This window comes from Pseudomonas sp. D3-27, from assembly GCF_051132165.1.
Classification (GTDB): Bacteria; Pseudomonadota; Gammaproteobacteria; order Pseudomonadales; family Pseudomonadaceae; genus Aquipseudomonas.
This window is the reverse complement of sequence record NZ_CP071667.1, coordinates 928,147-950,597: the sequence shown is the minus strand read 5'-3', so window position 1 is coordinate 950,597 and position 22,451 is coordinate 928,147. Positions and strand designations below refer to the sequence as shown.

At 61.3% G+C, this 22,451-nt stretch carries 21 protein-coding genes and 1 pseudogene; 5 read left to right on the top strand and 17 right to left on the bottom strand.

What is annotated here, in order from left to right; all coding sequences use genetic code 11:
* Positions 1–55: 55 nt before the first annotated feature.
* The 3 genes from clpB to rluD form a co-directional block, all read right to left on the bottom strand.
* Positions 56–2,617: an ATP-dependent chaperone ClpB gene (clpB, locus tag J3P92_RS04410; RefSeq protein ID WP_434711769.1), complete on the bottom strand. Its 2,562-nt coding sequence runs from the start codon at positions 2,615–2,617 to the stop codon at positions 56–58.
* A 130-nt stretch (positions 2,618–2,747) separates the two neighbouring features.
* Positions 2,748–3,473 (bottom strand): peptidoglycan editing factor PgeF, encoded by a 726-nt coding sequence (gene pgeF, locus J3P92_RS04405; RefSeq protein ID WP_434649992.1) that lies wholly within the window; start codon positions 3,471–3,473, stop codon positions 2,748–2,750.
* Positions 3,470–4,432: a 23S rRNA pseudouridine(1911/1915/1917) synthase RluD gene (gene rluD, locus J3P92_RS04400; protein ID WP_420767627.1), complete on the bottom strand. Its 963-nt coding sequence runs from the start codon at positions 4,430–4,432 to the stop codon at positions 3,470–3,472. The genes pgeF and rluD overlap by 4 nt, the downstream gene beginning before the upstream one ends.
* A 150-nt stretch (positions 4,433–4,582) precedes the next feature.
* Between rluD and J3P92_RS04395 the strand changes: the two genes are divergently transcribed.
* The 4 genes from J3P92_RS04395 to J3P92_RS04380 all read left to right on the top strand — a co-directional run bounded on the left by J3P92_RS04395 (position 4,583) and on the right by J3P92_RS04380 (position 8,877).
* Positions 4,583–5,599 carry an outer membrane protein assembly factor BamD gene (locus J3P92_RS04395; protein WP_420767628.1) on the top strand — a complete coding sequence of 339 codons (1,017 nt, stop codon included), beginning with the start codon at positions 4,583–4,585 and terminating at the stop codon, positions 5,597–5,599.
* Between the two features lie 122 nt (positions 5,600–5,721).
* Entirely contained in the window at positions 5,722–5,955 is a 234-nt protein-coding gene (locus J3P92_RS04390; RefSeq protein ID WP_420767629.1) for a PP0621 family protein, read from the top strand.
* Entirely contained in the window at positions 5,945–7,534 is a 1,590-nt protein-coding gene (locus J3P92_RS04385; RefSeq protein WP_434649991.1) for a two-component system sensor histidine kinase NtrB, read from the top strand. Before J3P92_RS04390 ends, J3P92_RS04385 begins: the two co-directional genes overlap by 11 nt.
* Positions 7,535–7,599: 65 nt before the next feature.
* The gene (locus J3P92_RS04380; protein WP_434651097.1) at positions 7,600–8,877 is read left to right on the top strand and encodes a sigma-54-dependent transcriptional regulator; all 1,278 of its coding nucleotides are present in this window, start codon (positions 7,600–7,602) and stop codon (positions 8,875–8,877) included.
* A 185-nt stretch (positions 8,878–9,062) separates the two neighbouring features.
* Here J3P92_RS04380 and J3P92_RS04375 read toward each other — a convergent pair whose 3' ends face one another.
* From J3P92_RS04375 to J3P92_RS04330, 10 genes and pseudogenes are all read right to left on the bottom strand, one after another.
* Entirely contained in the window at positions 9,063–9,131 is a 69-nt protein-coding gene (locus J3P92_RS04375; protein WP_434564077.1) for a hypothetical protein, read from the bottom strand.
* Positions 9,128–9,256 (bottom strand): hypothetical protein, encoded by a 129-nt coding sequence (locus tag J3P92_RS04370; RefSeq protein WP_434609496.1) that lies wholly within the window; start codon positions 9,254–9,256, stop codon positions 9,128–9,130. The genes J3P92_RS04375 and J3P92_RS04370 overlap by 4 nt, the downstream gene beginning before the upstream one ends.
* A gap of 626 nt (positions 9,257–9,882) precedes the next feature.
* Positions 9,883–9,984 (bottom strand): annotated as a pseudogene (locus J3P92_RS04365) (nucleoid-structuring protein H-NS); the annotation flags it as partial.
* Between the two features lie 186 nt (positions 9,985–10,170).
* Positions 10,171–11,271, bottom strand: a complete 1,101-nt coding sequence (thiO, locus tag J3P92_RS04360; RefSeq protein ID WP_434649990.1) for a glycine oxidase ThiO — start codon at positions 11,269–11,271, stop codon at positions 10,171–10,173.
* Between the two features lie 56 nt (positions 11,272–11,327).
* Positions 11,328–11,732 (bottom strand): type IV pilin protein, encoded by a 405-nt coding sequence (locus tag J3P92_RS04355; RefSeq protein ID WP_434562242.1) that lies wholly within the window; start codon positions 11,730–11,732, stop codon positions 11,328–11,330.
* Positions 11,733–11,742: 10 nt separating this feature from the next.
* Positions 11,743–14,835, bottom strand: a complete 3,093-nt coding sequence (locus J3P92_RS04350; RefSeq protein WP_434649989.1) for a pilus assembly protein — start codon at positions 14,833–14,835, stop codon at positions 11,743–11,745.
* Positions 14,822–15,316: a pilus assembly PilX family protein gene (locus tag J3P92_RS04345; protein WP_420767636.1), complete on the bottom strand. Its 495-nt coding sequence runs from the start codon at positions 15,314–15,316 to the stop codon at positions 14,822–14,824. The genes J3P92_RS04350 and J3P92_RS04345 overlap by 14 nt, the downstream gene beginning before the upstream one ends.
* Positions 15,313–16,026, bottom strand: coding sequence for a PilW family protein (locus tag J3P92_RS04340; protein ID WP_434649988.1), 714 nt, complete (start codon positions 16,024–16,026; stop codon positions 15,313–15,315). Before J3P92_RS04340 ends, J3P92_RS04345 begins: the two co-directional genes overlap by 4 nt.
* The gene (gene pilV, locus J3P92_RS04335) at positions 16,023–16,484 is read right to left on the bottom strand and encodes a type IV pilus modification protein PilV (protein ID WP_434562238.1); all 462 of its coding nucleotides are present in this window, start codon (positions 16,482–16,484) and stop codon (positions 16,023–16,025) included. The genes J3P92_RS04340 and pilV overlap by 4 nt, the downstream gene beginning before the upstream one ends.
* On the bottom strand, positions 16,481–16,954 hold the full coding sequence (locus J3P92_RS04330; protein WP_420767639.1) for a GspH/FimT family pseudopilin: 474 nt from the start codon (positions 16,952–16,954) through the stop codon (positions 16,481–16,483). Before J3P92_RS04330 ends, pilV begins: the two co-directional genes overlap by 4 nt.
* Positions 16,955–17,095: 141 nt before the next feature.
* Between J3P92_RS04330 and J3P92_RS04325 the strand changes: the two genes are divergently transcribed.
* Positions 17,096–17,635 (top strand): GspH/FimT family pseudopilin, encoded by a 540-nt coding sequence (locus J3P92_RS04325; protein WP_434611514.1) that lies wholly within the window; start codon positions 17,096–17,098, stop codon positions 17,633–17,635.
* Here J3P92_RS04325 and ispH read toward each other — a convergent pair.
* The 4 genes from ispH to ileS all read right to left on the bottom strand — a co-directional run bounded on the left by ispH (position 17,589) and on the right by ileS (position 22,438).
* Positions 17,589–18,536: a 4-hydroxy-3-methylbut-2-enyl diphosphate reductase gene (gene ispH / locus J3P92_RS04320; protein ID WP_420767641.1), complete on the bottom strand. Its 948-nt coding sequence runs from the start codon at positions 18,534–18,536 to the stop codon at positions 17,589–17,591. The two genes, J3P92_RS04325 and ispH, sit on opposite strands and share 47 nt — an antisense overlap.
* A gap of 135 nt (positions 18,537–18,671) precedes the next feature.
* Positions 18,672–19,109, bottom strand: a complete 438-nt coding sequence (gene fkpB / locus J3P92_RS04315) for an FKBP-type peptidyl-prolyl cis-trans isomerase (RefSeq protein WP_420767642.1) — start codon at positions 19,107–19,109, stop codon at positions 18,672–18,674.
* On the bottom strand, positions 19,102–19,614 hold the full coding sequence (gene lspA, locus J3P92_RS04310; RefSeq protein WP_420767643.1) for a signal peptidase II: 513 nt from the start codon (positions 19,612–19,614) through the stop codon (positions 19,102–19,104). The genes fkpB and lspA overlap by 8 nt, the downstream gene beginning before the upstream one ends.
* Complete coding sequence (ileS, locus tag J3P92_RS04305; RefSeq protein WP_420767644.1) at positions 19,607–22,438, bottom strand: isoleucine--tRNA ligase; 2,832 nt, start codon at positions 22,436–22,438, stop codon at positions 19,607–19,609. Before ileS ends, lspA begins: the two co-directional genes overlap by 8 nt.
* Positions 22,439–22,451: the final 13 nt, after the last annotated feature.

Here is a 22,451-nt window from a genome sequence, read left to right as displayed (position 1 = left end):
TGAAAAAAATGGCCTCGCAATGCAAGGCCATTCCAATATCCGGCGATGCCGGCCTTCAGTTGAAGACGATTTCGTCGTTTTCCACGGTACCGGTCACGGTTTCGCCCGGCATGAACCGCCCGGACAGAATCAACTGCGCCAACGGGTTTTCGATCCAGCGCTGGATCGCTCGCTTGAGCGGCCGCGCGCCATAGACCGGGTCGTAACCCACCGCGATCAGCTTGTCCAACGCCTCGTCGCTCAGTTGCAGCTTCAACTCGCGCTCGGTGAGGCGGCTGCGCAGGCGACCCAGCTGGATCTCGGTGATGCCGGCGATCTGATCCCGGGCCAACGGCTCGAAGATCACCACTTCGTCGACACGGTTGATGAACTCCGGCCGGAAGTGCGTGGAGATCGCATCCATCACTGCGGCACGTTGCGCCTCGCGATCGCCGACCAGCTCCTGGATCTGCGTCGAGCCCAGGTTGGAGGTCATCACGATCACCGTGTTGCGAAAGTCCACCGTGCGCCCATGACTGTCGGTCAGGCGACCGTCCTCCAGCACTTGCAGCAGGATGTTAAAGACATCCGGGTGCGCTTTCTCGACCTCATCGAGCAATATCACCGAGTACGGCTTGCGACGCACGGCCTCGGTCAGGTAACCGCCCTCTTCATATCCAACATAGCCCGGCGGTGCGCCGATCAAGCGGGCCACGGAGTGCTTCTCCATGAATTCGGACATGTCGATGCGCACCATGGCTTCCTCGGTATCGAAGAGGAACTCGGCCAGCGCCTTGCACAGCTCGGTTTTACCCACACCGGTCGGGCCGAGGAACATGAACGAGCCGCTCGGACGGTTGGGGTCCGACAACCCGGCACGGGACCGGCGCACGGCGTTGGACACCGCCACCACCGCTTCTTCCTGGCCGATCACACGCTGGTGCAACAGGCTTTCCATCTTCAGCAGCTTGTCGCGCTCGCCTTCGAGCATCTTCGAGACCGGAATGCCGGTCCACTTGGACACCACTTCGGCGATTTCTTCCTCGGTGACCTTGCTGCGCAGCAGCTGGTTTTCGCTTTTGCCGTGTTGGTCGACCATCTGCAGGCTGCGCTCCAGGTCCGGGATGACCCCGTACTGCAGCTCGGCCATGCGGTTGAGGTCACCTTTGCGGCGAGCCGCTTCCAGCTCCTGGCGGGATTGTTCGATCTTTTGCTGGATCTGAGCCGAACCCTGGACTTCAGCTTTTTCCGAATTCCAGATCTCTTCGAGATCGGAATATTCGCGCTCGTGACGAACGATTTCTTCCTGCAACCTTTCCAGACGTTTCTTCGCCGCTTCGTCGCTTTCTTTTTTCAGCGCCTGGGACTCGACCTTGAGTTGAATCAAGCGTCGCTCCAACCGATCCAGCACTTCGGGCTTGGAGTCGATTTCCATGCGGATACGGCTGGCGGCCTCGTCGATCAGGTCGATGGCCTTGTCCGGCAACTGACGGTCGGTGATATAGCGATGGCTGAGCTTGGCCGCCGCGATGATCGCGCCATCGGTGATGGCCACTTTGTGGTGGACCTCATAGCGCTCCTTCAGGCCGCGCAAGATGGCGATGGTGTCTTCTTCGCTGGGCTCATCCACCAGCACTTTCTGGAATCGCCGCTCAAGCGCCGCGTCTTTCTCGATGTATTGGCGGTATTCGTTGAGCGTGGTCGCACCGACGCAATGCAGCTCACCACGGGCCAGCGCAGGCTTGAGCATGTTGCCGGCGTCCATCGAGCCTTCGCCCTTGCCGGCGCCAACCATGGTGTGCAATTCATCGATGAATAGAATGATCTGGCCTTCCTGCTTCGACAGTTCATTGAGCAGGGCCTTGAGCCGTTCTTCGAATTCACCGCGATACTTGGCGCCAGCGATCAGCGCCCCCATGTCCAGAGACAGCAGGCGCTTGCCCTTCAGCCCATCCGGCACTTCGCCGTTGATGATGCGCTGGGCCAAGCCTTCGGCGATGGCGGTCTTACCCACGCCGGGCTCACCGATCAGGACCGGGTTGTTCTTCGTGCGCCGTTGCAGGACCTGGATGGTTCGACGGATTTCATCGTCACGGCCGATCACCGGGTCGAGCTTGCCTTCTTCGGCGCGCTTGGTCAGGTCGACGGTGTATTTATCCAGGGCTTGGCGCGCTTCCTCGTGGTTCGGGTCGTTGACCGCATCGCCCCCGCGCAGGTTGTTGATGGCGTTTTCCAAGGCTTTCTTGCTCACGCCCTGACCGAGCAGCAACTTGCCAAGCTTGCTGTTCTCGTCCATCGCGGCGAACACCAGTTCGCTGGAAATGAACTGGTCGCCCTTCTGCTGGGCCAGGCGGTCGGCCTGGTTGAGCAGCCGCGCCAGATCCTGGGACATGTTCACATCACCGGTCGGATTCTGGATCTTGGGCAACTGGTCGAGTTCTTTGGCCAGTTCCTTGCGCAGGCTGTTGACGTCAAAGCCCACTTGCATCAGCAGCGGCTTGATCGAGCCGCCCTGCTGTTCGAGCATGGCCTGCATCAAATGCGCCGGTTCGATACTGGGATGGTCCAGCCCGACGGCCAAGGACTGGGCGTCGGACAAGGCCAATTGTAATTTGCTGGTTAAACGGTCAATACGCATGGGTCACCTTCCTTTTGAGCAGGCCGGACCTAAGAAACATCCTGAATGAAGAAACCTGCCAGATACCGCTATAGATGTGGCCGATTCTGGAAGATTCAAGCAGCGCACTGTTGATACAGATCAGGAGAGTCTAGCGTTCGAGCCAGATCAAGGAAGCGAAGCGACCGGTGCGCGCGTTGCGGCGATAGGAAAAGAAGCGTGGGTCGGTCACGGTGCACAAGCCGCCACCGTACACGGCGGTAACGCCCCGTGCCGCCAGACGCAGGCGCGCCAGCCCGTAGATATCAGCCAGGAACTTGCCGGTGTTGTGGCTGGGTACGAAGGCTCGCTCTGCGTCGGCCAGTTGCGTAATAAAGGCTTCGCGCACTTCCGGCCCGACTTCGAACGCTTGCGGACCGATGGCCGGGCCGAGCCAGGCAAGGATTTCATCCGCGGGCATGGCAAGGCTATCGAGGGTGGCTTCCAGCACACCGTTCGCCAGTCCGCGCCACCCGGCATGGGCCGCCGCGACATGGGTTGCGGCGCGGTTGCAGAACAACACCGGCAGGCAATCGGCCGTCATTGCCGTGCAAGCGACACCCGGCGTGGCGCTCCAGCTCGCATCAGCGGTAACCACCTGGGTCGGATCAGCCTCGACCACGTCAATACCGTGGACTTGCTGCAGCCAGGTTGGAGTGACCGCGAATCGGTCGGTGAGGCGGCGACGATTTTCAGCGACGTCCGCGGGGTCGTCGCCGACATGGTCGCCCAGGTTGAGGCTGTCGAACGGCGCCAGGCTGACGCCGCCTTCGCGGGTGGTGACGCAGGCTTTGACCCGGGCTGGCGCGGGCCAGTCGGGGAGCAGCCAGTCATTCATCCGATGAACGCCTCGCGGTCCTGCTTGAGCAACGTCAAAAGCCAGACAAAATCATCCGGCAGCGGCGATTCCCAGCTCATGCGCTTGCCGGTCGTCGGGTGATCGAGCTCAAGGAAGCGCGCGTGCAGCGCCTGTCGAGGGAAATTCTTCAGTGATTCCACCATGGTCTGGCTGGCAGCCGGTGGAATACGGAAACGACCGCCATAGGCCGGGTCGCCCACCAATGGGAAATTGATGTGAGCCATGTGCACGCGGATCTGGTGGGTCCGGCCGGTTTCCAGCTTGACCCGCACGTGGGTGTGGGAACGGAAGCGTTCAAGCACGCGGTAGTGGCTGACGGCCTGCTTTCCGCCTTCCATCACGGCCATGCGCTGGCGCTGCTGGCCGTGACGGCCGATCGGCGCGTTGATCTTGCCACCGGCGGTGACCACCCCGATCACGATGCACTCATAGATGCGGCTGACGCTCCGGCTTTGCAGCTGTGTCACCAGTTGCGTCTGCGCCTGGATGGTCTTGGCGACCACCATCAGGCCGGTGGTGTCCTTGTCCAGGCGATGGACGATACCGGCGCGCGGCACATTGATGATGCCCGGCACGTGGTGCAGCAAGGCGTTGAGCAGCGTGCCGTCGGCATGACCGGCCGCCGGGTGGACCACCAGGCCCGCAGGCTTGTTGATCACCAGGATATCGTCGTCTTCATAGACGATGTCCAGGGCAATGTCCTGGGCGACCCATTCTCCCTGGGCCTCCTGCTCGGCGGTCAGCTCGAGGACGGCACCGCCATGGACGATGTCGCGCGGGCGGATCACCGCCCCGTCCACCGTCAGGCGGCCGTCCTTGATCCAGGCGGAAAGGCGCGAGCGCGAGTGCTCGGCGAAGAGTTGGGCGGCGACTTGATCGAGGCGTTGGCCGCCCAATTCGGACGGCACCTCTGCGCGAAGTTCTATTTTATCGGACATGCTCGGACTGGGCGTCGGCACAGCCTTTGGTTTCGGCTGCGCGCTTGTGGTTAAATACGGCGTCTTTTGCCCCGAGGCTTTCAACGGGGCGCTCATCATAACAGGACGGCCCCGCCCAAGACAGCGGCCGTCATAGGGACGCAAGCCGCCATGCAAGTGAAACACCTGCTGCTGATCGCCATCCTCGCATTGACTGCTGCTTGCTCGTCGAAGGAAGTCGTAGACGAAAACCTGAGCGAAGTCGAACTGTACCAACAGGCGCAGAACGACCTGGATAACAACAGCTACACCAGCGCCACCGCCAAGCTGAAGGCGCTGGAGTCGCGGTATCCGTTCGGTCGCTACGCCGACCAGGCGCAGTTGGAGCTGATCTACGCCAACTACAAGAACGCCGAGCCGGAAGCTGCCAAGTCCGCCGCCGAGCGCTTCATTCGTCTGCACCCGCAGCACCCGAACGTCGATTACGCTTACTACCTCAAGGGCCTGACCTCCTTCGACCAGGACGTCGGACTGCTGGCGCGCTTCCTGCCGCTGGACATGACCAAGCGTGACCCGGGCGCCGCGCGCGACTCCTACAACGAGTTCGCCCAGCTGACCAGCCGCTTCCCCAACAGCCGTTATTCGCCCGACGCCAAGCAGCGCATGATTTACCTGCGCAACCTGCTGGCGTCCTACGAAATCCACGTGGCTGATTACTACCTGACTCGCCAGGCCTACGTCGCCGCCGCCAACCGTGGCCGATACGTGGTGGAAAACTTCCAGGAAACCCCATCGGTCGGCGACGGCCTGGCGGTGATGACCGAAGCCTACCAGCGCCTGCACCTGGACGAACTTGCGGCCACCAGCCTGGAAACCCTGAAGCTGAACTACCCCGACCACCCTTCCCTGGTCGACGGCCAATTCACCCCACGCGTCGACGAAGCCGACAACCGTTCGTGGCTGAGCAAGGCGACCCTTGGCCTGATCGAGTCCCGTCCTCCGCTGCCACCGGGCGAAACCCGCGCCAACCAGGACGTACAGCGTCAGTTCCAGGATGCCAAGGAAGCCATTCCGAACGAGCTCAAGCCAAAGGATGAAAATGGCGACGTGATCGAAGAGCCAGAGCCTGAAAGCGAGTCCAGCGACCGCTCCTGGTTCAGCTACATGACCTTCGGCCTGTTCGACTGACACACGGCCCGATGAAAAAGGAGACTCGCGAGTCTCCTTTTTTGTGCCTGGGTTTTATTGCGCTGTGCGCCGTTCCTGTCCTTGGCTAAACTGCCTGATCTCTAGCCAAAAAGTCGCCCACCATGCTTCGTCTATTGTTCTGGATCGTACTGATTGCCGCCGCGATATGGCTGTGGCGCAAGTTCAAGGGTGCCTCCTCCGCGTCCAACTCGCCCCGGGAGCAGGACGCGCCGCCGATGGTTCGCTGCGCCCATTGCGGCGTTCACTTGCCACGGGACCGGGCGCTGGAGCTCCAGCAACAATGGTACTGCAGCCAGGCTCATCTCGAGCAAGGCCCGGGCACTCGTGATCGCTAAGGACGAACGCCCTCGCGTCAAACAGGCGCAGCGCCTGCTGCGCCTTTATCACCTGTACCGCCTCAGCATCGGCATCACCCTGGTGCTGTTGATCTCCAGCAACATGGACAACCGCCTGCTGGAGTTCGCCAACGACGACCTGCTACGCAGTGGCAGTTGGTTATACCTGATATTGAACATCCTGCTGGTAGTGTTCCTGGAGAACACTCGCCACCCCCCGCGACTGTTTGGCCTGGCATTGACCGACATATTGCTGCTGTCGTGGCTGTTCTTCGTCGCGGGCGGCGCCCCCAGCGCCATCGGCAACCTGATCATTGTGTCGGTGGCGATCGGCAACACCTTGCTGCGCGGCCGAATCGGCCTTCTGCTCGCCGCCGTGGCCACCCTCGGAATCGTCGGCTCGACTTTCGTGCTCGGCCTCAGCGATTCGAGCCGGCCCAGCAGTTATTTGCAGGCGGGCACCCTGGGCGCCTTGTGCTTTGCCGCCGCGTTGCTCGTGCAGCGCCTGACCCGACGACTGGAAGCGAGCGAGATCCTCGCCGAGCAAAGGGCCAGCGAAGTGCTCAGCCTCGAAGCGCTCAACGCATTGATCCTGCAACGCATGCGCACCGGCATCCTGGTCCTGGATCGTCAACGCAGGGTCCAACTGGCCAATGAAAGCGCCTTGAACCTGCTGGGCATGCATGACCTGATCGGCCAGCGAATCGACGACTCATCGAGCGCCCTGGTCGAACGACTGCAACTATGGCTGAACAACCCCAGCCTGCGGCCGCAAAGCCTGACCATCAGCGGCAGCGGCCTGACGTTGCAGCCCAGCTTTATCGCCCTGGGATCGCAGGATCAGCAGCAGATCCTGGTATTTCTCGAAGATCTGGCCCAGGTGGCCCAACACGCCCAGCAACTGAAGTTGGCTTCCCTCGGTCGCCTCACCGCCGGTATCGCCCATGAAATCCGCAACCCGCTGGGAGCGATCAGCCACGCTGCGCAATTGCTGCGCGAGTCCGAGGAACTGAACGACGCGGACCGGCGTCTGACGCAGATTATTCAAGATCACTCCCAACGTATGAATCGCGTCATCGAGAATGTCCTGCAGCTGTCACGCCGCCAGCAAACCGCGCCCCAACGCCTGGATCTACGCACCTGGTTGGAGCAATTCGTCCAACAGGCCAGGGAAAGCGCCGCGCAACACCAACAGTTGCACCTGGACATCGCTCCAGGCGACTACATCACCCTGATGGACCCCGGCCAGCTGGCCCAGGTGCTGGATAACCTGCTGCGCAACGCCTGGCGCCACAGCGCAATGGCCCATGAACAGGCCGAGGCGTGGCTGGAGCTATTCATCGATCCCCGCAGTCAACTGGCGACACTGGACATCCGCGACAACGGCCCCGGCGTGACACCTGACCAGCAGACACACCTGTTCGAACCGTTCTTCACCACCAGCAACCAGGGCACCGGCCTTGGGCTCTATCTGTCCCGTGAGCTGTGCGAAAGCAACCAGGCCCGCCTAGACTTCAAACCACGCCAAGGCGGCGGCTGCTTTCGCATCACCTTTGCTCACGGACGGAAACAGATTTGAATACACGCTCACGGCAACGAATCCTGGTCGTCGATGACGAGCCGGACATCCGCGAACTCCTGGAAATGACCCTGGGAAGGATGAAACTCGACACCCGCAGCGCCAAGAACCTGGCCGAGGCGCAATCCGCCCTGGCGGGCGAAGCCTTCGACCTGTGCCTGACCGACATGCGCCTGCCCGATGGCACCGGCCTGGAACTTGTGAAACATATCCAGAAACGTTATCCCCAACTGCCCGTGGCGATGATCACCGCCTACGGCAGCCTGGACGTCGCCATCGACGCCCTCAAGGCCGGCGCCTTCGATTTCCTGACCAAGCCCGTAGACCTGACTCGTCTGCGGGAACTGGTCGGCAGCGCCCTGCGCCTTTCAGCCGGCATCCCGCCCGCCGCCACCGTCGAACGCTGTCTATTGGGCGATTCGCCACCGATGCGCAGCGTGCGCAAGCACATCGAAAAACTGGCCCGCAGCCAGGCGCCGGTGTACATCAGCGGCGAATCGGGTTGCGGCAAGGAACTGGTCGCCCGCCTGATCCACGAGCAAGGGCCCCGTGCCAGTCAGCACTTCGTGCCTGTCAATTGTGGGGCGATTCCCAATGAGCTAATGGAAAGCGAGTTTTTCGGCCATCGAAAAGGCAGCTTTACCGGCGCCATCGAAGACAAACCCGGACTGTTCCAGGCCGCGCACGGCGGAACGCTGTTCCTCGATGAAGTGGCCGACCTGCCGCTGGCGATGCAGGTCAAACTCTTGCGCGCCATCCAGGAGAAAGCCGTTCGCGCCGTCGGAGGCCAGCAGGAAGAAGTGGTGGACGTACGAATCCTCTGTGCCACCCATAAAGACCTGGACGCTGAAGTCGCCGCCGGGCGCTTTCGCCAGGATTTGTACTACCGACTGAACGTCATCGAACTGCGCGTCCCGCCCCTGCGCGAACGCCGTGAAGACATCGAACCGCTGGCCAACCACATGCTCCAGCGCCTGGCCGCCAGCACTGGCAACCCTGTGGCGAAGCTGCACCCACAAGCACTCGAGGCTCTGCGCAACTATCGTTTTCCGGGCAACGTGCGGGAATTGGAAAACATGCTGGAAAGGGCCTATACCCTTTGCGAACACCATCAGATCGAGGCCGATGACCTGCGCCTTGCCGAGAGCTACGCGGGTGGCGACGTGGCCAATGCCGACCTGGTGCGGGTCGACAACCTGGAAGACTACCTCGAAGACGTTGAACGCAAGGTCATCCTCCAGGCGCTGGAGGAAACCCGCTGGAATCGCACGGCGGCGGCACAACGATTGAAGTTGTCGTTTCGATCGATGCGATATCGGTTGAAGAAGTTGGGGTTGGATTAGCTCAAAGCTTGGGGTTCATGCTCATCCCGTGGCGAAGGAGCTTGCTCCCGCTGGGCTGCAACGCAGCCCTAATCTGGCACCTCGCTGTATCAGGCGGACCGAGTCGTTGCTGTTGGGGCTGCTGCGCTGCCCAGCGGGAGCAAGCTCCCTCGCCACATGGGTTGTGATTACCGCAGAGGCGCCGTCTACCGCCCGGTCACCGGCACCTGCTCGTCCAGCACTCGATTGGCGAGCAATTCACCCAGTTCAATCAGTTGCTGTACGCCCAGGGCGATTTGTCGATGGTGCGCTTGGTGGCTTCATCGAGCCCTTCTGGGTTAAGGCTGGCGTCAGGAGAGGCTTTATTGTTTTCTGAAGGTGAAGAAGGCTTGTCATACATTGCGGTACTCCAAAGAGGAATGGATTACCAAGTTAGCGGGCCGCGACGCCCGGACGCTGAATTGGCAGCGACGGGAATAGGTTAGCGAGAGTTCTTCCCACCCGGCAACCGCCAGACCTTGTCGGATAATTCGGCTTGATTGAGGACGCTGTCCGACCATTCCGACAAATTTTGGCCAGTTGTTTAGGCCTCCATCGCTGGTGTGTATATCCGTTTCTGCGGTAACGACCACGGGCGGTTCCGCTCTTACAGCGGGTCACTTTTGGAAGAGCGCCAAAAGTAACCAAAAGCGCTTTGCCCCACCACTCGGCACCTCGCCTAGGCGAGGTGTTCCCTCACTCCGGCATTGCTCCGTGGGCCCGCCGCGAAGGGCCATCCATGGCCCAGCGCGGCTATCCCGGCATCCATGCCGGGATGCCCACTACACAATGCCTGCGTTCGGCCAGCGTGGTTTAACGGGGCGTATAGATCAAAATCAAAAGCAGAGCAACAGCAACAGCAACAGCAACAGCAACAGCAACAGCAACAGCAACAGCGGACGGCCCCGCATTAGCTTGATGACGATCTACAGATTTGTGGGCCACCGCAAATCCCACAATTTGGATTGGAGTGTGACTGCCGTTGATTTTGATTTTGATCTGAGGCGCCCCGTTAACCACGATGGCTGAACGCAGGCCTTGCGCAGTGGGCATCTCGGCATGGATGCCGAGGTAGCCGCGCTGGGCCATGGATGGCCCTTCGCGGCGGCCCGCTGAGCAAGGCCGGAGTGAAGGCATGCCGAGCCTAGGCGAGGCACCGAGTGGTGGGGCAAAGCCTTTTTGGTTACTTTTTTGGCGTCTGAAAAAAGTGACCCGCCGTAAGGGCGGAACCCTAAGCAGCCATTACCGCAGATATGGATATGTACCCGGTCACAACTACAACCGCCCAGCCGGCGCATAAGGCACAGGATCAACCACCGGCTCGCGCCCCAACATCAAATCCACAAACAACCGACACGAAGCCGGCGCCAGCACCAGCCCATTGCGATAATGCCCACAGTTCAACCAAAGCCCCGCAAACCCTGGCACTTCGCCAATATAGGGAATCCCTTTCGGCGACCCAGGTCGCAACCCCGCCCAGTGCCCAACCACCTCGGCATCGGCAAGCTCAGGAATAAGCGCCACCGCCGAAGCCTTGAGACTCTCCAGCGCGGCATCGGTCGGCGTCTTGTCAAAGCCCTCACGCTCCAGCGTACTTCCAACCAAGATGTGCCCATCACGACGTGGAATCGCGTAGCGCCCCTTGGCCAGGACCATGCTCGACAAAAAATCCTCCGCGCATTTGTACAGGATCATCTGCCCCTTCACCGGTTCGACCGGTAACTTCAAGCCCAATGTCTTGAGCAGCTCGCCACTCCAGGCGCCAGCCGCCAATACCACTTGATCGCCGCGAATCGCTCCAGCCGAGCTGTCCACTCCCACCACGCGCTCACCGTCGCGTATGAATCCCCGGACTTCGCAGTACTCATGGAGCGTGACGTTGGGCAGCGCTGCCAACGCGGCCTTGAGGGATTTCACCAGCCGGGGATTACGCACGTTAGCCACGTCGGCCATGTAGATCGCCCGGGAAAACCCTGAGCCCAGCACCGGCACGGCGTCGTGAACCGCCGAGATATCCACGGCGCGCAACGGACGCCCTTCCCGCTCGGCCCAGGCCAGCGCTTCGTCCTGGTCATCGAGGTCGAGCCAATACAGCCCGGTGACATGCACCTGTGGATCAATCCCGGTGGCGGCAAACAAGCGCTCGCCCAGCTGTGGATAAAAATCCTGTGACCAATGGGCCAGCGCGGTGACCGCCGGGCTATAACGCCACGGGTACAACGGCGAAACGATACCGCCACCCGCCCAGGATGACTCCTGCCCAACGCCGGAGCGATCCAGCAGCACGACGCGCTGCCCCTCGCAGGCCAGATTGAATGCGGTCAGAAGGCCAATCACCCCACCGCCGATGATCACCACTTGCTGTTGCCTGGTCATGTTCTGTTTCGACTCATTAGACAAAGGGCGCAACGCCGCGCCCATCAATAGAAAACTCAGCGGCCCCAGCAGTCCTTGACGGTCACCCCGGCAGCGGCGTTCGTGATGTCCCGCTTGCCCGTGTTGTTGATCGTGAAATCACCGCACTTGTCCGCGGCCATGGACGAGCCGCTCCTGCGCGCGGCCGTCAACGTAAAGGTCTGGTCCGTCAAGGTCGTAGGGATAATGGTGTAGAAGTCATTCCCAGTGCTCAGGCCGGTCGCGTTGGAATAGACGTTGTTCTTCGAGTAGTGACGCTCGAGGATCTGCGCCTGCTCCGACAGCAGCGAGGCAATCTCGGTACGCCGGGCCTTTTTAATGTATTCGGTCAGGCTCGGGTAGCCGATGGTGATCACGATACCGATGATCGCGATGACAATCATGATTTCGATCAAGGTGAAACCTCGGTTGGATCTGTGCATGCCTTGCCTCTCACTGTATTTGTCGCCACATGATGCGGCGGCTGCCGCCGACGGCTTTGCCCAGCAGATCGGTGATACCACCACCGGAGTCGTTCACGATCATATTAGTAGCCCCGTTGGCACTGACCACCGCGCTTAGGGTCGGGATCCCGCCCGTGAACACCACGCCGGCGGAAATCGTGTCGAGGCTGTTGAGCGAACCATCGTTATTGGTATCGAGTACCGCATAGTTGAGCATCTTACCGTTGAACGCATCCACTTCGATCAATTTGCCGGTACCGAAGCTGGCGCATGGGTCGGTGGTGTCCACGGCGGCCGTGGTGAAGACAACGCGACCAAGTACCAGGTTGGCCGGATTGATGACACGCTCGCCGGTGAGTGCATTGTTGTATGTCAGCGGCAGATACCAGCCTTTCTTCGTGGGATAGGCCACGTCGGTCTCGCTGGTCGTTATGAACTGCCCCGTAGCGCCGGAAAAGATACCCGTGATTGACTGGGCTTGCAGGCTCGAGACGGTGATCTGCCCCGTGCCGCCAGTGGCGTCCCAGATTGAATAGAACCCCTGCAGATCCTTGTTGAGCTTGTCCACGGACTCGTTGAATTTGCCCGTGCCGAAAAACACCTGAATGCCGCCCTGGGGATTTTCCGCCAGCAAAGGTTGGGCGGTAATCGGCTGGGTCGTCCCGCCGGGGGTGGTGAACAATGGCTGACCGGCGAATGCCAGGCCCCAAGTGTTCGGTGAGGTGCCACTGAGGTCGAACTTCCACATCCGTCCTCTCAGGTCACCGCCATAGGCGGCCTGAACCACATTCTGGGAATTGACCCGAAGCTTGACCGACGACAGCCCGTTATTGGTTTCGCTGCTGTTGACGATGATTTTCCGGATCAGCGAACCGTCGCGAATATCCACCACGTACAGCGCGGCCACACCGGTGTTGCTGCCGTAACCATTGGAAATGAACGCGGCCCAACGGCCATCCGCCAACCGTGCCACTTCGGGGCGTGCGTAGGCGTAGCCCAGGTCATTGAAGGGGTGCGCTGTGTTGGCGACCGTCGGCGCGCTGATTTCCCACAACGCCCGAATCGCGTTGCCCGCCGATGCATCGAACAGTTGCACCGCATAAAAAGCCCGGCCACCCGCGCCGGTTCCGCCCAGGGCAAGGGTTTTCCAGACGGAGCCCAGTTGTGCATCAAAAACGCCGAGCTGCCCATCCACCAGGAATTTGTGGCTTACGCCGTTGACGTAGCTGGGGTCGGCGATGAGCTGCAACGACGGGAGGACGCTCGATGGCATGTAAGCGTAACGCCGGGTGCCGTTCGTACTGTTGATGACGCTGAAGAAACCATCGTTGGCGTTCACCACCAGGCTGGCGTTCATGTTCGCCGCCTTGGTCGTCAGGTAGGCGCTGTAGCTGGTGTCATTCACCAGGTCGGAGGCGGTCTGGTCGTTGGGCGAAGCCAGCAGCAGCGGTGAATTGATGATGTCCCCGAGCAAGGCGCTGCGCGCTTTCAGCCCGGTCTTGTTGATGCCCTTGCTCCATTCCACCAAATCGTTGCCGGTGACCCCTGTAGGCAGGCCCTGGCTCAGGCTGGTCTGCTGAGCCGGGGAGAAGTTCCCGTAGGCCAGGGTTACCGGCACGTTGGTGGCGGTGTTCCAGGACTGATAGATCGGCGCCGTCGCGCCGGGCACGATAGCGGTGTCGGTGGTCCATTGAACCGCCGCCGTGTTGACCGTCCCGGTGGTGTTGAAACCGAACGCCTTGATGGTCCCGCGCCAATCCCTGGGGTCATAGGTGGTCTGGTAGTAACTGGAGGTGCTTGAGAGCGTGGCGCCATTGCTGGTGCCGCCGCCTCCCGAACCGGCCTTGGAGGTGATGTCGCTGAGGGCCGATGACAGCGCCGAGTTCAAGCCCTCGCTGTCGGTGGCCGGATAATATTTGCCCGCACCATAGCGAGCGGCGTCGGAAAGCATCTGGTTAGTAACGGCAAACCCAACGGTATAAGTGTTGAGGTACTGCCGGCGAAACTCGGCCCCATCCCAGCTCTTGCCCGTGACATCGGTGCCTGTGGTGCGCATGTCAATGTCGAAGGCGAACTTGGCGATGTCATCCAGATAAAGCGTGTCGCCCTCCGCATCGCCGCTGGAGCTGGCACCATCGTTGGCACTGATGCCATCCCAGTTCGGCAAGCGGTTGCCCCCTAGGGGGTCGTTGGTTGGAAACGTGCGGTCATAGGTGGGCAGGCCATCCGTGATCACCACGCCAAAGTTCTTCTGGCATCGGTATTGGATCGGGCTGGTATAGGTGCTGGGTGTACCGTTGTAATACGGCGCCATGCCTCGGAAATAGCGGGTGACTTCGTAATAACTTTCGGCCAAAGGCGTGTTGGCAACGGCGCCCAAGCCGTTGATGGCGTTGATCAAGGCGCTGTAGTTATTGTTGGCCTGGGCCTGGGTCACGCTGCCACTGACTGAAGAAAGATCGCTGATGGCCCGGGCAATGTAGCCGCCCGGGCCGGAGTTGCTGCTGTTGGGCGGGTTGAAGGTGGCAAGGCCAATGCGCAGGGCGCGGTTATTGGCGACCAGGTCGGTCGAGACATCCCGTGCAACGTTGATGCGATAATCGTTGGGAATCGTCCCCGTGGTGAAGTCCCGGCTGGCACCGTTGGCCAGGGTTACCAGATAGGCCAGGTACTTCCCCGCGTAACGGGTATTACCCCCGCCCACCGGATCTGGCAGTCGCAGGCAGATTCGCCCGATGCCGGTCCGATAGAAGCCGTACCAGCCAGACAAGCAGCCGCCCCGCAACAGGCTCACCAACAGAATGTTCGAATCGTCCTGATCCAGCTCATACCTGTCGTTGCAGTTGTTACTGGAGTTACATGCAAAGGTGCGCGTCTGCGTCGCCGCCGGATCAAAGCCGGCGGCCCAGATGATGTTGTTCATGCTCCCGGAATCATCGATCAGCAGCATCACGTTGGGCGTCACCGCCGCCGCGCTCAACAGAGGCGACTCCGAAGGCGTGAAGCCATAGACCGGCGCCGCCAGGTAAAGGCTGAGCAACGCCCCCCACAACGAACCGAGCAGCGCCCTAATACTTCGCATAGATGCTCTCCACCACGCTGCGCTGATTGTTGCCCACTACAGCCACCGCAGTGATCCGATACAACGTCGCCGAGGTATTGACCGGCACGTTGACTGCCGCAAGGGTCGTGCCGATATTCTGCACCCCATAAAAGCCGCCCGCGGCGGCCACCCAGAGCACCCCCGACGACGAATTACGCCCCGCGCCTGTCACCGTCGCCGACTCGGCCGGTGGAGCACATTGTGCAGGGGTGCTACAGACCGGCAATGAATACGTCTCGACCTGCACAGCGCTTTCCCCCACCCTCAGCGCAGCCTCGGCCAGTTGGAACGACTGGTTGCGCTGCATGACGCTGCCGGTCATTTTTTCCTGGAGCGTGGCGCTCTGCATCGACGACAGGCCGATCAGCGTCAATAGCAGCAAAAAAACCAGGCTGACCAGCAATGCCATGCCGCGCTGGCGATGTCCGAGGCCTGTCGAAGTCATCGGTCGCTCCCTCATGGCAGCCGGTTGCGCAAGGCGGCAACCACGTTGAAGGTCTGATCGCGCACGCTGTTCCTCGGATCGAACAGCGTCAGTGTCAAGCGCACGCTGCGAATCAGCGCCGGGTCGGTCGGGTTGGCGCTGTAGTTGGTGGCCGCGATATCCGTCGCACTGTCGGCCACGCCAAAGGTCACGTCGAACGCCCGCACGTTGTCCACCAGCACCGCCATGGTCGGGTTGCCGCGGCCACTGCCCAGGAGCAGTTGATTGTTGCTGAAACCGTAGATCAAACGACGAATCGGAAAAGCCAATTGCCCGCTCGCCGGTAATCGCGCCCCGGTGTAGGCGGTCGCCGTGTTACGGCAGTCGGAAATGATCGTCCAGGCCGGCGTGCCGCCGCTGTTGCCGATGTCGGCCGTCACCAGGGTCAACCTTCGGTTGGCGTTGTCCCAGCGAATCGGGGTGAGCTGGCTGGCGGCGAAATCATTGTTCGAGGAGGCATCGGTGATGGTCGCCAGGCAGCCAAACATGCCCACCATGCGAATCTCCTGGATCATCTTGCTCAAGGCAAACCGTGCGTCCTCCTGCATCACCGCCGCAGCGTTCTGGCTGGCATAGGTGTTCTTGGCCGAGATGAAAATCTGCACGACGCCCAACACCACGACCAGGCTGATCACCAGCGCGATCATCAATTCAATCAGGCCGAATCCCCGGTTGCTTCTATTCATGGTGGCGTCGCCACCGGGTCGACGGCGACACGGCTGGTCAATACGAAGCTACGCCTGGCCTGCGCTGTGTTTGTCGTGTTGGCGGCCCGGGCATCGTCCCAGGAAACAGTGATGGTGTAGACCCGCTGATTCAGCGCGACAGTGCCCGTGGCCGTGGCGCCGCCGAAGGCGACGATGTTGGTCTTGAAGTCGTACAGGTCCTGGTCCCGGGCCACGCTGAAATTGGGTGAGCTGGGCGGCGTGATGGTGTAGTCGGCGGCTGAATTGGCGCGGATACGGTCCATCAGGTCGTAGGCGATGAAGCTGGCCTGGCTGGTCATGCGCGAGCTGTCGGTGTACTTGAGCGCATTGAGCTGGACCATCGCCGCCCCCAACAGGCCCACGCCAAGGATCAGCACCGCCACCAGCACCTCGATCAGCGTCATGCCCTCCTGTGCCCGTCTACTGCAACCCTTCATCCGCAACTTCCATCCAATACAATTCGTCCATTGAGGCAAACACTGAGCGTCCTGCTCTGCGCCCCCCGTACATAACTGAAACTCACCGGCGTGGCCGGTGCCGATAATCCGCCCAGGTTGTTGAAATCGATACTGGTCACATCTGAGGTTAGCGTCAGAGTCACGCCGCTGCCCATCGCTGGAACAACCCGCAACACATTGGCCGGATTGCCGGTGCTGTCATACACGGTCAACTCACCACTCCAGGCTCCACCCTGCGTGGTGGGACGAATTCGCGTGGTAATGCCACGATTGATCGCTTCCATTCGCGCGAAGTTCAAGGCACGGCGCAAGTCGCCGATCTCGGTATCGGCCTTGCTGCTTTGCAGCGACCCGGTGAACGACGGCACCGCCATGGTGATCAGGATCAACAGCACACCGAGGGCCACCAGCAGCTCGATCAGCGTGAAACCTTTTGTACGAAGATCCATCGATGCCCTCCGTTGCCGTCGGCTATACCTGCTTCTACAACGCTAGAACAAACCACCGCTTGTGGCGAGGGAGCTTGCGCCTTCGCCACAACATGCTTCCTGCCAATCGCGCCGCTTCATACTCTCCAGGGAGGAGACGTCATGTACCAACAAGGCTTCAGCCTGCTCGAACTGCTCATGGGACTGGCAATTGCCGCGATTGTTCTGCCGTGGGCCGGCACAAGCTGCAAAGAGCTGATCGAATCCATGCAGCGCGAGGACACGGCGCATTTGCTGCTCAGCGGGTTGCGCAGCGCCCGCAGCGAAGCCATCACGCGCAACCGCCGGGTGCTGATACAAGGAATAGACAACGATTGGGGCAAAGGCTGGCGGATCACGCTGGACAACAAGGAGAAAACCTTGCTGATGGAGCGCAGCGCACACGCTCGGGTGATCGGCAACTCGACGGTCAAACGCAGGGTGAGATTCGGCAGCCAGGGGGAAGCGCTGCACCTCAATGGCTCTTTCCAGGCCGGCACGCTGCATGTCTGCGCCAAGCGCGAACCGGTCAGCCATCACCAGGTGATATTGGCGCCCTCCGGCCGCGTCCGTCTGGAAAGTATCGAAGCCGAACAGGCCCTGTGCGCAAAAGGACTTAAAGCAGGGAGCGGACGCGCAGTTCCTTCGGCATCGAAAACGTAATGTTTTCCTCGCGACCGGCCAGCTCGTCAGCCCCGGTGGCGCCCCAGGCCTGCAACTGTTCGATTACGCCACGTACCAGGACTTCCGGCGCGGAAGCACCGGCGGTGATGCCGATCCGCTCGACGCCGTCGAACCAGCTGCGCTGCATGTCTTCGGCACCATCGATCAGGTAGGCCGGGGTGGACATGCGCTCGGCCAGTTCGCGCAAGCGATTGGAGTTGGAGCTGTTCGGGCTGCCGACCACCAGGACCACATCGCATTCGTTGGCCAGTTGCTTGACCGCGTCCTGACGGTTTTGGGTCGCGTAGCAGATGTCATCCTTGCGCGGTCCGCCGATAGCCGGAAAGCGCGAACGCAAGGCATCGATCACCCGACTGGTGTCGTCCATGGACAGAGTGGTCTGGGTGACGAAAGCGAGCTTTTCAGGATTGCGCACCTGCAAGGCCGCCACGTCTTCCTCGTCCTCGACCAGATAGATGGCGCCGCCGTTGCTGGCGTCATACTGGCCCATGGTGCCTTCAACTTCCGGATGGCCCTCATGCCCGATCAGGATGCATTCACGGCCGTCACGACTGTAGCGGGCCACCTCGATGTGAACCTTGGTGACCAATGGGCATGTGGCGTCGAACACCTTCAGGCCGCGACCGGCGGCTTCGGTACGCACCGCCTGGGAAACGCCGTGGGCACTGAAGATCACGATGACGTCGTCCGGCACCTGGTCCAGTTCCTCGACGAAAATGGCCCCGCGACTGCGCAGGTCCTCGACGACGAACTTGTTGTGCACCACTTCATGGCGCACGTAGATCGGAGGCCCGAAGACTTCCAGGGCGCGGTTGACGATTTCGATCGCCCGGTCCACGCCAGCGCAGAAGCCACGGGGGTTGGCGAGTTTGATTTGCATGCTGTGCCTCGTGTCTGTGGGAGCGAGCCTGCTCGCGATACGGTGGATCAGTCAACTCGATGGCGACTTTGACTCAGCTTTCGCGAGCAGGCTCGCTCCCACAGGTATTGTGGGGGCGATAATTGCCGTTAAACCTTAAACCGCCTTGACCTCAAGAATTTCCACTTCGAAACTCAAGGTCTTGCCCGCCAATGGATGGTTGAAGTCCACCGTCACCTGGGCATCGTCGAAAGCCTTCACCACACCCGGCAGCTCGGCGTTGGCCGCATCGTTGAAAATCACCAGCAAGCCCTCGGACAGTTCCATGTCCTGGAATTGCGAGCGTGGCATGGTCTGCACGTTTTGCGGGTTGGGCTGACCAAAGGCATTTTCCGGTGGAACGACCACGGTGCGCTTGTCGCCGGCCTTGAAACCGAAGAGCGCCGCCTCGAAGCCCGGCAGCAGGTTGCCGTCGCCGACCTTGAACACCGCCGGCGCCTTGTCGAAAGTGCTGTCGACCGTGTCGCCGTTTTCCAGGTGCAGGGCGAAGTGAAGCTTCACTTCGGTGTTTTGAGCGATACGCTGCTCAGTCATGGACGGCTTCTCCGGTTTTCTTGCTCTTGAACATATCCAGGGCGAGCATCACGGCGCCCACGCTGATGGCGCTGTCGGCAAAGTTGAACGCGGGGAAGTACCAGCGATTCTGCCAATGCACCAGGATGAAATCGACGACGTGGCCCAAGGCAATCCGATCGTAGAGATTGCCCAGCGCCCCACCCAGGACCAAGGCCAGCGCCACCGCCAGCCAGGTTTCGTCACGCCCCAGGCGCTTGAGCCAGACCACCAGCACGGCGCTGACCACCACGGCGATCAGCGCGAAAAGCCAGCGCTGCCAGCCCGAGCTGTCGGCCAGGAAGCTGAACGCTGCACCGGTGTTGTAGGCCAGTGTCCAGCTGAAGTAGTCAGGAATGACCACGATCTGCTGGTACAGGGTCAACGAACCCTCGAAGTAGTACTTGCTGGCCTGGTCGATCACCAGCACCAGCACGCTCAACCAGAGCCAGCCCAGCCGCCCGAAACGGCCCGCCACATTAGGCATAGTGGCGAACCTCGCCTGTGCCGCTGATGTTGTCGACGCAACGACCGCAGATTTCCGGATGCTCCGGGTTCACGCCGACGTCTTCACGGCAGTGCCAGCAACGGGCGCATTTGACGAAGCTCGACTTGACCACCTTGAGCTTCAGGCCACTCACTTCGGTGACCACAGCATCGGCCGGCGCCTGCGCCAACGGCGCGACACTGGCGGTGGAGGTGATCAGCACGAAGCGCAGCTCGTTGCCCAGCTTGGCCAGGTCGGCGCCCAGGGCGTCTTCGGTGTAGAGCGTCACTTCGGCCTGCAGGTTGCCGCCGACGGCCTTGGCCGCCCGCTGGATTTCCATTTCCTTGTTGACCGCTGCCTTGACCGCCATCACTCGATCCCAGTACGCACGGTCCAGCTCGAAGCCTTGCGGCAGTTCGGTCAGGCCTTCGTACCAGGTGTTGAGCATCACCGACTCGTTGCGCTCGCCCGGCAGGTATTCCCACAGCTCATCGGCGGTGAACGCCAGGATCGGCGCGATCCAGCGCACCAGCGCTTCGCTGATGTGGAACAGCGCGGTCTGGCAGGAACGGCGCGCCTTGCTGTTGGCGCCGGTGGTGTACTGGCGATCCTTGATGATGTCGAGGTAGAAACCACCGAGCTCCTGCACGCAGAAGTTGTGGATCTTGGAGTAGACGTTCCAGAAACGGTATTCGCCGTAGTGTTCCTGCAATTCGCGTTGCAGCAGCAAGGTACGGTCCACGGCCCAGCGATCCAGGGCGAGCATGTCTTCGGCCGGTAACAGGTCGGTGGCCGGGTTGAAGCCGGTCAGGTTCGAGAGCAGGAAACGCGCGGTGTTACGGATTCGCCGGTAGGCGTCGGCGCTGCGTTGCAGGATCTGCTCGGAAACCGCCATCTCGCCGGAGTAATCGGTGGACGCAACCCACAAGCGCATGATGTCAGCGCCGAGGGTGTCGTTGACTTTCTGCGGCGCGATCACGTTGCCCAGGGACTTGGACATCTTGCGGCCGGACTCGTCGACGGTGAAGCCGTGGGTCAGCAGCTCGCGGTACGGCGCGTGGTTGTCGATGGCGCAACCGGTCAGCAAGGACGAGTGGAACCAGCCGCGATGCTGGTCCGAACCTTCCAGGTACAGGTCGGCGCGCGGGCCGGTCTCGTGGCCCATCGGGTGTGAACCGCGCAGCACGTGCCAGTGGGTAGTGCCGGAGTCGAACCAGACGTCCAGGGTGTCGCTGATCTTGTCGTACAGCGGCGCTTCGTCGCCCAGCAGCTCGGCGGCGTCCAGCTTGAACCAGGCTTCGATGCCTTCGGCTTCGACGCGCTGGGCAACTTGTTCCATCAGCTCGACAGTACGCGGGTGCAGCTCGCCGCTTTCCTTGTTCAGGAAGAACGGAATCGGCACGCCCCAGTTGCGCTGGCGAGAAATGCACCAGTCCGGACGGTTGGCGATCATCGAGTGCAGGCGCGCCTGGCCCCAGGCCGGCACGAACTGGGTCTCTTCGATAGCCTTGAGCGAACGCTGGCGCAGGGTGTCGCCGCTGGTGGGCTGCTTGTCCATGCCGATGAACCACTGCGCCGTGGCACGGTAGATCAGCGGGGTCTTGTGGCGCCAGCAGTGCATGTAGCTGTGCTCGATGACGGTGGTGTGCAACAGCGCGCCGACTTCGGTCAGCTTGTCGACGATGGCCGGGTTCGCTTTCCAGATGAACTGGCCGCCGAAGAATTCCAGCGACGGCACGTACACGCCATTGCTCTGCACCGGGTTGAGGATGTCATCGTTGACCATGCCGTATTTCTTGCAGGTCACGAAGTCGTCAACGCCATAGGCCGGCGCGGAGTGAACCACGCCGGTGCCCGCGCCCAGTTCCACGTAGTCGGCCAGGTACACCGGCGACAGACGGTCGTAGAACGGATGGCGGAAATTGATCAGTTCCAACGCCGAACCTGGCGCGGTGGCAACCACCGAACCTTCGAGGCCGTAACGGGCCAGGCAGGATTCGACCAGCTCTTCGGCCAACACCAGCAGCTTGTCACCGACATCGACCAGGGCGTAGTTGAATTCCGGGTGGACGTTCAGCGCCTGGTTGGCCGGGATGGTCCACGGGGTGGTGGTCCAGATCACGATAGCCGCCGGCTTGGCCAGCTTGCCCAGGCCGAACGCGGCGGCGAGCTTGTCTTCATCGGCGATCGGGAATGCGACATCGATGGTCGAGGACTTCTTGTTTTCGTACTCGACTTCCGCCTCGGCCAGGGCCGAACCGCAATCGAAGCACCAGTTCACGGGCTTGAGGCCCTTGAACACGAAGCCACCCTCGACGATTTTCGCCAAGGCACGGATTTCGCCGGCTTCGTTCGCAAAGTTCATGGTCTTGTACGGGTTGGCGAAGTCGCCCAACACGCCGAGGCGGATGAATTCGGATTTCTGCCCTTCGATCTGCTCGGTGGCATAGGCACGGCACAGCTCGCGGGTCTTGTCCGCGCCCAGGTTCTTGCCGTGGGTCACCTCGACCTTGTGCTCGATCGGCAGGCCGTGGCAGTCCCAGCCCGGGACATACGGCGCGTCAAAACCCGACAGGGTCTTGGAGCGGATGATCATGTCCTTGAGAATCTTGTTCAGCGCGTGACCGATGTGGATGGTGCCGTTGGCGTACGGAGGGCCGTCGTGCAGGACGAACTTCGGACGATCCTTGCCAATTTCGCGCAACTTTCCGTACAGGCCAATGCTGTCCCAACGCTGCAGAATCTGTGGTTCGCGCTGAGGCAGGCCGGCCTTCATTGGGAAGGCGGTGTCCGGAAGGTTTAGCGTGGCTTTATAGTCGGTCATTTAAGGCTCTTCA

What these genes read in the sequence shown, in the direction of transcription:
- rluD (WP_420767627.1), bottom strand. Translation starts at nt 4,432, where the DNA reads ATGTCCGATAAAATAGAACTTCGCGCAGAGGTGCCGTCCGAATTGGGC.
- J3P92_RS04340 (WP_434649988.1), bottom strand. Translation starts at nt 16,026, where the DNA reads ATGAATAGAAGCAACCGGGGATTCGGCCTGATTGAATTGATGATCGCG.
- pilV (WP_434562238.1), bottom strand. Translation starts at nt 16,484, where the DNA reads ATGAAGGGTTGCAGTAGACGGGCACAGGAGGGCATGACGCTGATCGAG.
- clpB (WP_434711769.1), bottom strand. Translation starts at nt 2,617, where the DNA reads ATGCGTATTGACCGTTTAACCAGCAAATTACAATTGGCCTTGTCCGAC.
- J3P92_RS04390 (WP_420767629.1), top strand. Translation starts at nt 5,722, where the DNA reads ATGCTTCGTCTATTGTTCTGGATCGTACTGATTGCCGCCGCGATATGG.
- J3P92_RS04325 (WP_434611514.1), top strand. Translation starts at nt 17,096, where the DNA reads ATGTACCAACAAGGCTTCAGCCTGCTCGAACTGCTCATGGGACTGGCA.
- J3P92_RS04350 (WP_434649989.1), bottom strand. Translation starts at nt 14,835, where the DNA reads ATGCGAAGTATTAGGGCGCTGCTCGGTTCGTTGTGGGGGGCGTTGCTC.
- ispH (WP_420767641.1), bottom strand. Translation starts at nt 18,536, where the DNA reads ATGCAAATCAAACTCGCCAACCCCCGTGGCTTCTGCGCTGGCGTGGAC.
- J3P92_RS04380 (WP_434651097.1), top strand. Translation starts at nt 7,600, where the DNA reads ATGACCCTGGGAAGGATGAAACTCGACACCCGCAGCGCCAAGAACCTG.
- J3P92_RS04395 (WP_420767628.1), top strand. Translation starts at nt 4,583, where the DNA reads ATGCAAGTGAAACACCTGCTGCTGATCGCCATCCTCGCATTGACTGCT.
- fkpB (WP_420767642.1), bottom strand. Translation starts at nt 19,109, where the DNA reads ATGACTGAGCAGCGTATCGCTCAAAACACCGAAGTGAAGCTTCACTTC.
- pgeF (WP_434649992.1), bottom strand. Translation starts at nt 3,473, where the DNA reads ATGAATGACTGGCTGCTCCCCGACTGGCCCGCGCCAGCCCGGGTCAAA.
- J3P92_RS04345 (WP_420767636.1), bottom strand. Translation starts at nt 15,316, where the DNA reads ATGAGGGAGCGACCGATGACTTCGACAGGCCTCGGACATCGCCAGCGC.
- J3P92_RS04370 (WP_434609496.1), bottom strand. Translation starts at nt 9,256, where the DNA reads ATGTATGACAAGCCTTCTTCACCTTCAGAAAACAATAAAGCCTCTCCT.
- thiO (WP_434649990.1), bottom strand. Translation starts at nt 11,271, where the DNA reads ATGACCAGGCAACAGCAAGTGGTGATCATCGGCGGTGGGGTGATTGGC.
- J3P92_RS04355 (WP_434562242.1), bottom strand. Translation starts at nt 11,732, where the DNA reads ATGCACAGATCCAACCGAGGTTTCACCTTGATCGAAATCATGATTGTC.
- ileS (WP_420767644.1), bottom strand. Translation starts at nt 22,438, where the DNA reads ATGACCGACTATAAAGCCACGCTAAACCTTCCGGACACCGCCTTCCCA.
- J3P92_RS04330 (WP_420767639.1), bottom strand. Translation starts at nt 16,954, where the DNA reads ATGGATCTTCGTACAAAAGGTTTCACGCTGATCGAGCTGCTGGTGGCC.
- lspA (WP_420767643.1), bottom strand. Translation starts at nt 19,614, where the DNA reads ATGCCTAATGTGGCGGGCCGTTTCGGGCGGCTGGGCTGGCTCTGGTTG.